The following is a 12,659-nucleotide window of genomic DNA, read 5'->3' as shown; positions in this document are numbered from 1 at the left end:
AATGTCAATGGAAGGTAATTTAGGTCAACAGACAGACTATGGTGCTAGTCAAATTCAGGTCTTAGAAGGACTTGAAGCGGTTCGAAAAAGGCCTGGTATGTATATTGGATCAACAAGTGAAAAAGGTTTGCATCATTTAGTTTGGGAAGTTGTTGATAATAGTATAGATGAAGCTTTAGCAGGCTATTGTGATGAGATTCAAATCATCATCGAAGAAGATAACAGTATAAAAGTCGTTGATAATGGTCGTGGTATTCCAGTTGATATGCATAAAAAAGCTGGTAAACCAGCTTTAGAAGTCATTATGACTGTTTTACATGCTGGTGGTAAATTTGATGGTGGATCATATAAAGTTTCGGGTGGACTTCACGGAGTTGGTGCTTCAGTTGTGAATGCGTTATCTAGTGAGTGTGAAGTTTACGTACACCGTGATGGAAAAGTTTATTATCAAAGTTACAAACGTGGGGTTCCAGAAGATGAAGTGAAAGTAGTAGGAGAAACTGATCTTACAGGGACCACGACACATTTTAAGCCAGATCCAGAGATTTTCTCTGAAACTCAAGAGTATTCCTATGATTCCTTACTTAATCGTACACGTGAGTTAGCTTATTTAAATAAAAAATTAAAAATTTCGATTGAAGATCGACGCCAAGAAGAAGTAGTAAAAGAAGAATTCTATTATGAGGGTGGAATTAAGGAATATGTAGAGCATTTAAACCGTGCAAGAGAGGCTTTGCATGAACCGATTTATGGAGAAAGTGAATTAGAAGATATTACAGTGGAATTTGCTGTTCAATATAATGACGGATTTGCCAGTAATTTATACTCTTTCGCTAATAACATTAATACGGCAGAAGGTGGGACACATGAGTCTGGTTTTAAAACAGCTTTAACCCGTGTCATTAATGATTATGCACGTAAGAATAATCTATATAAGGAAAACGATCCTAATTTAATTGGTGATGATGTTAGAGAAGGATTAACAGCTATAATCTCTGTTAAACACCCAGATCCACAATTTGAAGGACAAACTAAAACCAAGTTAGGTAATAGTGAAGTACGTACCATTACCGATCAAATCTTCTCAGATAAATTTTCACAGTTTTTATTTGAACATCCTAAGGTAGCAAAGAAAATTGTTGAGAAAGGGCTAATGGCTTCACGTGCTCGTATTGCTGCTAAAAAAGCAAGAGAAGTGACACGGCGTAAAAGTGCATTAGAAGTCTCAAGCTTACCTGGTAAATTAGCTGATTGTTCATCTAAAGATGCTAAGCAAAGTGAATTGTATATCGTTGAGGGTGACTCAGCGGGTGGTTCTGCAAAGCAGGGGCGTGACCGACATTTTCAAGCAATTCTACCGTTACGTGGTAAGATTATTAATGTTGAGAAGGCTCGTTTAGATAAGATTTTATCTAATAATGAGATTCGTGCGATTATCACTGCATTAGGTACTGGTATTGGTGAAGAATTTGATATATCACAAGCTCGTTATCATAAAATTGTGATCATGACAGATGCTGACGTTGATGGTGCACACATTCGAACCTTACTATTAACATTTTTCTATCGATATATGCGTCCATTAATTGAACACGGTTATGTTTATATTGCACAGCCACCTTTATACAAAATGTCTCAAGGGAAGAAAGTTTATTATGCTTATAATGAACAGGAGATGGAGCGTATTTTAGAAGAGCTCCCTAAAACTCCTAAGGTTGGCTTACAGCGTTATAAAGGTCTAGGTGAGATGAATCCAGCTCAGCTGTGGGAAACGACAATGTCCCCGGAAACGAGAACGTTACTACAAGTTAATCTTCAAGATGCCATGGAAGCAGATGAAATCTTTGAGATTCTTATGGGTGACCAAGTAGAACCACGCCGAGATTTCATCCAACAAAACGCACGTTATGTACAAAATCTTGATATATAAATAGTCAGTTACAGCGCCAAATTAAACACATACACTTGGCGCTTATGTTTCTTCTAATAGGGAGGTAATTACTGTTGGATCAACAACGTCCAAAAGTTCAAGAAATAAATATTAGCCAAGAAATGCGTACATCATTTCTAGATTACGCAATGAGTGTTATTGTCTCACGTGCACTTCCAGATGTACGTGATGGACTAAAGCCTGTACACCGACGTATTCTTTATGCGATGCACGATTTGGGGATGCATGCAGATAAAGCTTATAAAAAATCAGCTCGTATCGTTGGTGAAGTCATCGGTAAATATCACCCCCATGGTGATTCAGCTGTATATGATGCGATGGTAAGAATGGCACAGGACTTTAACTTCCGCTATATGCTAGTTGACGGCCATGGTAACTTTGGTTCTGTTGACGGAGATGCCGCTGCTGCTATGCGTTATACAGAAGCAAGAATGTCCAAGATTTCCATGGAAATCCTGCGTGATATTAATAAAAACACGATTGATTATGAGGAAAACTATGATGGGGCAGAGAAGGAACCTGTTGTCCTACCAGCGAAATTCCCAAATCTGTTAGTAAACGGAGCTTCGGGAATTGCCGTTGGTATGGCTACTAATATTCCTCCCCACCAATTAGGTGAAGTCATTGATGCCGTATTAGCTATTAGTAAAAATCCAGATATCACAATTTCAGAGTTAATGGAAGATTATGTACATGGTCCAGATTTCCCTACAGGTGGTCAAATCTTAGGAAAAAGTGGCATTCGTCAGGCGTATGAAACAGGAAAAGGCTCTATTACCATACGCTCTAAAGCTGATATTGAAGAGGAAGCTAATGGAAAGTCACGAATTATTGTGTCTGAACTTCCTTTCCAGGTGAATAAAGCTAGACTAATTGAAAAAATTGCTGAACTTGTCCGTGATAAGAAGATTGATGGGATTACCGATTTACGTGATGAATCAGACCGAGAAGGATTACGAGTTGTCATCGAAATTCGTCGCGATGCGAACCCTAATGTGGTTCTGAATAATTTATATAAACAAACAGCATTACAGACTTCGTTTGGAATCAACATGCTATCTTTAGTTGATGGTCAACCGAAAGTATTAAATCTGAAACAGACTCTAGAATACTATTTAGAACACCAAAAAGAAGTTATTGTCAGACGAACACAATATGACTTAGATAAAGCTGAAGCAAGAGCTCATATTTTAGCAGGTTTACGCATTGCTTTAGATCACCTTGACGAAGTGATTGAGTTAATCAGAAAATCACAAACAACGGACTCAGCTCGAGATGGGTTAATGAATCGCTTCGGTTTATCAGAAAAACAAGCTCAAGCGATCCTAGATATGCGCTTGCAACGCCTAACTGGTTTAGAGCGTGAAAAGATAGAAAATGAATATAAAGAAGTAACTGACTTAATTGGTGAGTTGAAAGCTATTCTTGCCGATGAAGAAAAAGTATTAGAGATTATTCGTGAAGAACTATTAGAATTAAAAGAACGTTTCAATGATGAGCGCCGAACTGAAATCGTTGTCGGTGGAGTGGATATGATTGAGGATGAGGATTTGATTCCTGAAGAAACAGTTATCGTCACATTAACGCACCGAGGTTATATCAAACGTTTACCTGCTACTACTTATCGATCTCAAAATCGTGGAGGTCGTGGAATTCAAGGTATGAATACTCACGATGAAGACTTTGTTGAACACTTACTTTCAACCTCAACCCATGATACTTTGTTGTTCTTTACTAATAAAGGAAAAGTGTTTAGAGCAAAAGGTTACGAGATTCCAGAGTTTAGTCGGACAGCAAAAGGAATCCCGTTAATAAATGTAATTGAAATCGAAAATGATGAGTGGGTCAATGCTGTTATTACTGTTAATGAGTTTGTTGACGACTGGTATTTATTCTTTACAACCAGAAATGGACTTGCTAAACGAACAACGTTAGAACAGTTTGCTAATATTCGTAGAGGTGGTTTAAAAGCCATTAATCTACGAGAAGATGACGAGCTGATTTCCGTTAGGTTAACAGATGGTGATAAGCATATTATGATTGGTACAAAACAAGGTTCATTGATCCGTTTTAATGAAAGTGATGTTCGTGTTATGGGACGAACCGCAACAGGTGTTAAAGGTATTTCGCTTCATGAACAGGATGAAGTCGTATCTATGGAAATTCTTAATGAAGGGGTAGATGTGTTAACCGTTACCTCTAAAGGATATGGAAAACGAACGCCTGAGGATGAATATCGTATGCAAAACCGTGGAGGTAAGGGTATTTTGACTTGTAAGTTAAATCCACGGAATGGACATGTAGTAGCTGTGAAGCCTGTCACTGGAGAAGAGGATTTAATGATCATAACGGTAGATGGTGTGTTAATCCGTATGCCATCAGAATCCATTTCAATTACTGGACGTAATACACAAGGAGTTCGTTTAATCCGTTTAGATGATGAAGAGGCAGTAGCAACCGTTGCCCCTGTTGAAAAAGAGGAAGTTGAAGATGATGATTTCACTAATGAAGAATTAAGTAATGGTGAAAATCATGAAGAAACAGAAGCTAATGAAGAGGAATAATTAATCACTATAAAGAGGTGTATCGGTTATGAAAGTACATCCTAATCAAATCGTGCCGGGTTGTTTAATTATCAAAGATGTAATGGGACAAACTGAATTACCAATCATCCCAAAAAATACGGTAGTTGAGCCAATACACCTCCAAGTGCTTAAGAAGTTTCAAGTCAAGGAAGTTATAGTTGCCAATAAACTAGTAAGCGGAGAACAATTTGAAGCAGATGAGTCGGAGGGTACGGGAGATGCTGAATCCAAAAAATCTTTTTATGAAATATATGTCGATGCTGTTAAGCAGACAAAGGCGATGTTTAATAATTGGACTAAGCATTCCGTTATTGACCTTCAAAAAGTTCGTAACACTATCGCCCCTTTAATAGAACAAGGTGAGAATAAAAGGGACTTATTACTCAAGCTATACCATTATAATGATAAACATCAATACTTTTATCATCACATGGTTTCAAATTCTGTTATATCAGCCTATCTTGCGAAAAAGTTGGGTTATTCCGAAGAACAACGCTTTAAAGTAGCTCTTGCTGCTTATTTAAGTGATATTGGTATGTTAAAAGAAAAAGATGATATTTACTTGAAAGATGGGGTGCTAACAAAGGAAGAGTATGAAACCGTCCAAAAACACCCTGTTCAATCCTACCGTATGATTGATGATTTAGCTGTAAGTAAGGATGTTAAACTAGCCGTTTTACAACATCATGAACGTTTAGATGGGTCTGGCTATCCACTCGGTGTTAAACGAGGAAAGATTCACCAGTATGCCAGGATCATCGCTGTTAGTGATATATTTCATGCAATGACCTCAGAACGAATTTATCGGCGTAAGGAATCTCCTTATAAAGTGATCGAAGAAATGACAAAGGGACAAATCGGAAAGTTAGATATGAAGGTTGTTGATGAACTAGTCAAAGCAATTGTTAACTTTGGTAATGGTAACCATGTTAGGTTGACGAATAATGAAATTGGCACCATTGTTTTTACCGATGAAAAATATCCAACTAGACCTTTTATTCGCTTGGATCAGAGTAAAGATATTATTAATCTTAATGATCATCCAGATTTGTATATAGAAGAGGTCTTATAATTAAGAGCAACACTTTTATAAAGTGTTGCTCTTAATTTCATATGATTGATGAATGTGCAGAAAATAACCTTTTGTTTTGTTAGTAGTGCCGTGGCGTGATGATTGATGAATCGGCTCTTTTATTATTGAATGTGGGTTTTTATTGGAGAATAGCTTGATTTATTCATGAATACGTAATTTTATTCATGAATCACCTTTCATAATTGATGAATACAAATTATTAATTACTGAATATGTGCAATTATAGATGAATCGCCAACATTAATTGTTGAATGGTTCATTTTATTATGGAATCAACTTCTTTTCAATGGCAATAAAAATATAACTTCTAAAGCCTTTTAGCCTTTGATTACTTAACTCACCAGCTATATTGAATCAATTACCTGGATAAGCCTATTTTCACATTTTTATTTTTTAAAAAATTTCCGATGTTGAGCCATTTAAAATGTTGTATAATATAGAAGGCAAATTATTTCACATATAGAAGACTATTAATTCAATAGATTTAAAATAATAAATGGGGGAAAAGAGATGAAACGAACAAGAATTAAAAACATCATGATGATAACGACAATTGCATTTTTCTTGTTGGCGTCTTTATTAGTCGGCCCAACAACGATCCAAGCAGAAATAGATGTAGAGGCAGAGTCAGCCATTTTAATAAATGCTGATACAGGGGATATCTTGTATTCAAGAGAAGCAGATATTGCTTTACCACCAGCTAGTATGACAAAGGTGATGACAGAGTATCTCGTATTAGAAGCAATTGAACAAGGTGAGATTAGTTGGGATACAAAGACTGAAATAAGTGAGTATGCTTATTCAATTTCAGCAGATCCAAACTTTTCAGGTGTTGGTCTACGATTAGATAATGAATATACAGTTAAGGAATTATATGATGCTATGGCTATTTATTCAGATAATGCAACATCGATTGCTTTAGCTGAATTAGTTGCTGGCAGTGAAGGTGAATTTGTTCAAATGATGAACGAGAAAGCCGAAGAAATGGAGCTCCCTGAAGCTCAATTTGTTAATTCAACAGGGTTATCAAATTCGCATTTAGGCGATAACTACCCTGAAGGAACGGACCCAGATGCTGATAACTTACTCTCAGCTAGATCGATGGCCATTTTAGCTTATCATTTAGTTAATGATTTCCCTGATGCACTAGAAGTATCGGGTACGCCAACCAAAGAATTTGAAGGACATGAGATGTTAAACTTTAACTGGATGCTTCCAGGTATGCCAGGACATATTGAAGATTATGCATATGAAGGATTGGATGGCTTAAAGACAGGTTACACTGAGTTAGCTGGTTATACATTTACTGGTACGGCTGAAAGAAATGATACTCGTTTAATCTCTGTGGTGATGAGAACAGATAGTCGTGAAACCCGTTTTGAAGAAACTGAGAAATTATTGGACTATGGTTTTGAAAATTTCACTAGTCAGGTGTTATTTGAGGAAGGCTTTCAAATTGAAGGTGAATCCACTTTACCTGTTGCAAAAGGTAAAGAAAGTGAAGTAGAAATAGCTTCAGGATCAGCTATTGAAAAAGTGATCAGACAGGGTGAGGAGGATCTGTACTCTGTTCATTATGACATAGATGAATCCTTACTTAATGAAGATGGTGCATTAGAGGCACCCGTAGAAGAAGGTTTAGAAGTTGGTCAATTAGTGTTAACATATGATGGAGAGATTGATTACGGTAATATTACTGAAAATCAAGAGACGATTACAGTTCCTGTTTATACAACTGATGAAGTCGAAAAATCAAACTGGTTTATGTTAATCCTTCAGGCTATTGGCGACTTTTTTGTTGGCCTATTTAGTAGTATTAAAGGTATATTTTCATAGTTTACGTTTTATTTTATAACGAGCAATTGAGGGGGAGTTTATTATGACAAATGTCGGTACAAATCGAGTGAAGCGTGGAATGGCAGAAATGCAAAAAGGCGGCGTTATTATGGATGTCGTTAATGCAGAACAAGCAAAAATAGCTGAAGCTGCCGGAGCAGTAGCTGTTATGGCTTTAGAACGTGTACCATCTGATATTCGTGCAGCAGGTGGTGTAGCTAGAATGGCCGATCCAACGATTACAGAGGAAGTTTTAAACGCAGTAAGTATTCCAGTTATGGCTAAGGCTAGAATTGGTCATATTGTAGAAGCGCGCGTACTTGAAGCAATGGGCGCTGACTATATTGATGAGAGTGAAGTATTAACACCAGCAGATGATCTTTATCATATCGATAAAAATGACTTTACGGTTCCTTTTGTTTGTGGCTGCCGTAACTTAGGTGAAGCATTACGTCGTATTGGTGAAGGTGCATCTATGCTACGTACAAAAGGTGAACCAGGAACAGGGAATATCGTTGAGGCAGTTCGTCATATGCGTGAAGTTCAAAGTCAAATTCGCCAAATTCAAAATATGGCTAAAGATGAGTTAATGGTGTATGCGAAAGAAACCGGCTCACCTTATGAACTGTTGTTACAAGTACAAGAAGAAGGACGTCTTCCAGTAGTTAATTTTGCTGCAGGTGGTATTGCCACTCCATCTGATGCTGCATTAATGATGGAATTAGGTGCAGATGGTGTATTTGTTGGATCTGGAATCTTTAAATCAGATAATCCTGAGAAGTTCGCTCGTTCCATTGTGGAAGCGACGACACATTACCAAGACTACGAGTTAATTGCTAAGCTTTCTAAAGACCTAGGTACAGCTATGACCGGAATTGAAATGTCTACTTTAGAAGATCATGATCGCATGCAAGACCGTAGTGAGTAAAGGAGTGTCATCATGACGACGACAATAGGTGTTTTAGGTTTACAAGGTGCTATTAGAGAACATGTTAAATCGATTGAAGCTTGTGGCAAACAGGCTATAGTGGTTAAGAAGAAAGAACAACTTGAAGAAGTTGATGGACTTATTTTACCAGGTGGCGAAAGTACAACGATGCGTCGGTTAATTGATCGCTACGATTTCCTTGATGCCCTCATTTCATTTGGACAATCAGGTAAGCCTATTTTCGGCACATGTGCTGGTTTAATCTTATTAGCTAAGGAAATCGAAGGTCAGAACGATGCACACCTAAAACTGATGGATATGGTAGTTGCAAGAAACGCTTTTGGTAGACAGAAAGAGAGTTTTGAAGCGACTATTGAAATTAAAGAGGTTGCGAATGACTTTGACGCTGTTTTTATTCGTGCCCCATATATTTTAGAAGTTAAAGAGGACACAGAAGTACTAGCAACTTATCAAGGTAAAATTGTCGCTGCTAGACAAGAACATTATTTAGCGACAGCCTTTCATCCGGAATTAACAGATGACCATCGTTTAGTTGATTACTTTGTTAAGATGGTGGATGAATCAAAGAGTCAGAGACTTGCTTCTGCTAAATAAAACAGGTATATTATTAATATAATTATGACATGATGTTATTAAGTAAATGCGTAGAAGGGAATTAGTAACAGTTGTTGTTTTTTCCAGAGAGCTGGTGGTAGCTGCGAACCAGTAAAAACAATCTGTGAATCCATCCTGGAGCAGGTTAACCGAAACACGAGTAAGTTAATCCGGATGAAGCGCCGTTACAGCTTGCCGAGTTGGAAGGGGATTTAGAATATTCTCTTCAACAAGGGTGGTAACGCGGGAGAATCATCTCGTCCCTTATGAAGTAAGGGACGGGATTTTTTTATTATAGACCTGTTTAATCTCATTGAACTGAACAGTGTCTACTCTATAGTAATGATAGGAGGAATGAACATGCTTGACTTGAAGTACTTACGTCAAAACTTTACTGAAGTTAAAGAAAAAATGCAAAGTCGTGGTGAAGATCTAAGAGAACTTGATCGCTTTGTTGAATGGGATGAAAAAAGAAGAGAGTATATTCAAGAATCAGAAGAGCTAAAGGCTCGTCGTAATGAAGTCTCTAAAGAAATTTCTGTCCTAAAAAAGGAAAAGAAAGATGCGGATCATCTAATTAAAGAAATGCGTGAAGTAGGTGATCGTGTCAAAGAAATCGATGAGAATTTAAAAGAAGTAGAAGAAAAACTCAATGATTTATTACTTTCTATTCCTAATATTCCTCATGACTCTGTCCCTATTGGTGAAACAGAAGATGACAACGAGGAGGTTCGTCAGTGGGGGGAGGTACCTTCTTTTAATTTTGATACCAAAGCGCATTGGGATCTCGCTACAGAATTAGATTTATTAGATTTTGAGCGTGCATCAAAAGTAACAGGTAGCCGTTTTACTTTTTATAAAGGCTTAGGAGCTCGTTTAGAACGTGCCTTAATCAACTTCATGATGGACTTACATGCTGATGGGCACGGTTATGAAGAGATGTTACCACCTCAAATCGTTAATCGTGATAGCTTAACAGGAACTGGTCAGTTACCTAAATTTGAAGAAGACGTCTTCAAACTAGAGGATTGGGATTATTTCTTAATTCCAACTGCCGAGGTTCCTGTAACAAACTATCACCGTGATGAAATTTTAACGGCTGAAGATCTACCAAAGAAATACGCAGCATTCAGCACGAACTTCCGTAGTGAAGCGGGCTCTGCGGGTCGTGACACACGTGGATTAATTAGACAGCATCAATTTAATAAAGTAGAACTGGTCCAACTTGTAAAACCTGAAGATTCTTATGAAACATTGGAACAGTTAACTGGACATGCAGAAAAAGTACTTCAATTATTAAAACTACCTTATCGAGTAATGAATATGTGTACAGCTGACCTTGGTTTTACAGCTGCTAAGAAGTATGACATCGAAGTATGGATCCCGAGCTATGATGATTACCGTGAGATCTCTTCATGTTCAAACTTCGAAGATTTTCAAGCGAGACGTGCTGGATTACGTTATCGTCCTGAGACAAATGCCAAACCGGAATATGTTCATACTTTAAATGGTTCAGGGTTAGCAGTAGGACGTACAGTGGCAGCTATTTTGGAAAATTACCAACAAGAAGATGGCTCAATCATAATTCCTGAAGTATTACGACCATATATGGGGAATGTTGAAAAGATTTCACGCTAATTCCTAGCATTTAATCTCACTGAGCCGAACGAAAGCCTGTATCAGAGTTGACTACGCCGTCACAGATACAGGTTTTTTTAGGTTCTAAATATTTGTTGAGTAACAACTTAGGTTTGATTTTTTCTTCATCTAAAAAATATAGCGATTGACTTAAAGCTCTCTTGTTGGAGGCACGACTTGAGCCACCTCGACCTAAAAAAAAGGACGCTCATTTGTTTTAATTATTATCAAGAAAAAATGTTAAAAACCCCTTTATAAAATATTTAAAGGTGTGTTATACTAGCTAGCGTTGGTCGATTGATGTAGAACTATTTAGCGCCTGTTAGAAGAAAAAGATTAAAATTTAAAATTAAATATTGCATCATGTCGAAACATGTGATATATTTAATTTCGTCAGCTTACGGAGGAGTACCCAAGTCCGGCTGAAGGGAGCGGTCTTGAAAACCGCCAGGGGCTTCACGGCCCGCGGGGGTTCGAATCCCTCCTCCTCCGCCATAATTATATTTGTAAAATTAAAATGACGGTTACATCCTTTGTAGCCTTTTTTTTATATCAATTTGTATAGAAAATTCAAAAATTGGAAAAATAAATTTCATGTCAAAGGGTTGGGTCCTGTAATGAAATTATTTAGTAAGTGGCAAGTCCTTGTCATGTCAGATGCTAACCAACAAGTTAAGCAAATTACCTTACCAAAGTTCCTCCTATATTGTTCAGTGATTATCTTTTTGATTATGTCTATCAGTTTAGTCTTATTTATTACGATTACTAAAGATTTGACGCAAGAGCAAGCTGAACTCGAAACCTCATTAGTAGAAGCCAACCAGTCACTTGAAGAACAAGAAAATCAAATAGCTACATATGAACAGGATCGAATAGAAGTGGAGAATCATTTAAATGAACTAAAGACATTAGAAGAACAGTTAATTGAAATGGTTTCCGCTTTAGAACCTAAAGAGATTGGTACAGTTAGTGATGATGGCCCTCAAGGTGGGATTGAAATTTATCATGAGTCAAGTAAGCATCCAAAAGAGTTGGACAACCTTGAAGAAGAGGTAAGTATTGACTTATCCAATCTAAAAGAAGAAGTGCCGGACTTAATTAATCGTTATAAGTTCGTTCTAGACGAGCTAGAAGACGTAAAACGTGATTTAGAGACAGTTCCGGTCTATTGGCCTGCTGATACAGAACGAGTTACCTCTGAATTTGGCATAAGGACTGATCCTTTTACGAATCAAACTGCTTACCATAATGGGATTGATTTAGCCTCAGAATGGGGAACAGATATTTACGCTACAGGTGATGGTGTAGTTACGTTTGCAGATCGTGATGGGGGTTATGGCCTTTCTGTGATCATTAATCATCCTAATGCTTATGAGACTCGCTTTGCACACTTAGGTCAATTAATGGTAGAAGAAGGCGATATAGTTAAACAGGGTGATGTGATTGGACTGATGGGTTCAACTGGTAGAAGTACAGGTGTGCATTTACATTATGAAATTTTTCATGAAGATCAAGAAGTCGATCCATATCCATATATGACATTTTTACAGCGAGTTTTAAATGAATAAAGGGTGGTTATTAAATGTTTTCGAAGCAAGAGAAACAAATTAGTAATGTAGATACGGTTATTGGTGGAGCAACAACATTTGAAGGTAATTTAAATTCAGATGCTAGTGTACGTATTGATGGTGTAGTAACAGGAAGTGTCACTTGTAAGGGTGATGTTGTGGTTGGCTCTGATGGGAAAATTGAAGCCGAAGTGCATGGCCGAGATTTAACAGTTGCTGGTACCATCAACGGGGATGTGCATGCCTCAGGTTCGTTAAAGATTGAATCAACTGGAGTTATTAATGGCGATATCAGTATGAGGATCTTCGTCATTGATGAAGGTGGGACTTTTACAGGTAATAGTCAAATGATTACAGATGAGCAAAAGAAGAGTAAAGGCAAGGTTCAAGAACAAAGCGAGAAGCCTGCATCTTAAAATGAAACCGTCTAACTCCATTTAAGGGG

General features: G+C 37.4%; 9 protein-coding genes, 1 tRNA gene and 1 other annotated feature. All 10 genes read left to right on the top strand.

The window, feature by feature from the left end; genetic code table 11:
- Positions 1–7 precede the first annotated feature (7 nt).
- The 10 genes from gyrB to HWQ49_RS09605 all read left to right on the top strand — a co-directional run bounded on the left by gyrB (position 8) and on the right by HWQ49_RS09605 (position 12,630).
- Positions 8–1,930 carry a DNA topoisomerase (ATP-hydrolyzing) subunit B gene (gyrB, locus tag HWQ49_RS09650; RefSeq protein WP_188207408.1) on the top strand — a complete coding sequence of 641 codons (1,923 nt, stop codon included), beginning with the start codon at positions 8–10 and terminating at the stop codon, positions 1,928–1,930.
- A 122-nt stretch (positions 1,931–2,052) separates the two neighbouring features.
- Complete coding sequence (gene gyrA / locus HWQ49_RS09645; protein ID WP_394810772.1) at positions 2,053–4,515, top strand: DNA gyrase subunit A; 2,463 nt, start codon at positions 2,053–2,055, stop codon at positions 4,513–4,515.
- A 28-nt stretch (positions 4,516–4,543) separates the two neighbouring features.
- Positions 4,544–5,608, top strand: coding sequence for an HD-GYP domain-containing protein (locus HWQ49_RS09640; protein ID WP_188207407.1), 1,065 nt, complete (start codon positions 4,544–4,546; stop codon positions 5,606–5,608).
- Positions 5,609–6,139: 531 nt separating this feature from the next.
- The gene (locus tag HWQ49_RS09635; protein ID WP_223155102.1) at positions 6,140–7,465 is read left to right on the top strand and encodes a serine hydrolase; all 1,326 of its coding nucleotides are present in this window, start codon (positions 6,140–6,142) and stop codon (positions 7,463–7,465) included.
- Positions 7,466–7,508: 43 nt separating this feature from the next.
- Positions 7,509–8,393 (top strand): pyridoxal 5'-phosphate synthase lyase subunit PdxS, encoded by an 885-nt coding sequence (gene pdxS / locus HWQ49_RS09630; protein ID WP_188207406.1) that lies wholly within the window; start codon positions 7,509–7,511, stop codon positions 8,391–8,393.
- Positions 8,394–8,405: 12 nt separating this feature from the next.
- Positions 8,406–9,008, top strand: a complete 603-nt coding sequence (gene pdxT, locus HWQ49_RS09625; RefSeq protein WP_188207405.1) for a pyridoxal 5'-phosphate synthase glutaminase subunit PdxT — start codon at positions 8,406–8,408, stop codon at positions 9,006–9,008.
- 42 nt (positions 9,009–9,050) lie between these two features.
- Positions 9,051–9,276, top strand: a binding site (T-box leader).
- A 92-nt stretch (positions 9,277–9,368) separates the two neighbouring features.
- Complete coding sequence (serS, locus tag HWQ49_RS09620; RefSeq protein WP_188207404.1) at positions 9,369–10,646, top strand: serine--tRNA ligase; 1,278 nt, start codon at positions 9,369–9,371, stop codon at positions 10,644–10,646.
- Between the two features lie 402 nt (positions 10,647–11,048).
- Positions 11,049–11,141 (top strand) — tRNA-Ser (locus HWQ49_RS09615).
- Between the two features lie 122 nt (positions 11,142–11,263).
- Positions 11,264–12,214: a M23 family metallopeptidase gene (locus tag HWQ49_RS09610; RefSeq protein ID WP_188207403.1), complete on the top strand. Its 951-nt coding sequence runs from the start codon at positions 11,264–11,266 to the stop codon at positions 12,212–12,214.
- A 14-nt stretch (positions 12,215–12,228) separates the two neighbouring features.
- Positions 12,229–12,630 (top strand): bactofilin family protein, encoded by a 402-nt coding sequence (locus HWQ49_RS09605; protein ID WP_188207402.1) that lies wholly within the window; start codon positions 12,229–12,231, stop codon positions 12,628–12,630.
- Positions 12,631–12,659 lie beyond the last annotated feature (29 nt).

This window comes from Alkalibacillus aidingensis, assembly GCF_014595945.1.
Lineage (GTDB): Bacteria > Bacillota > Bacilli > Bacillales > Alkalibacillaceae > Alkalibacillus > Alkalibacillus aidingensis.
Note: the sequence above shows the minus strand (reverse complement) of the source record. Positions and strands in the feature narration are given on the sequence as shown.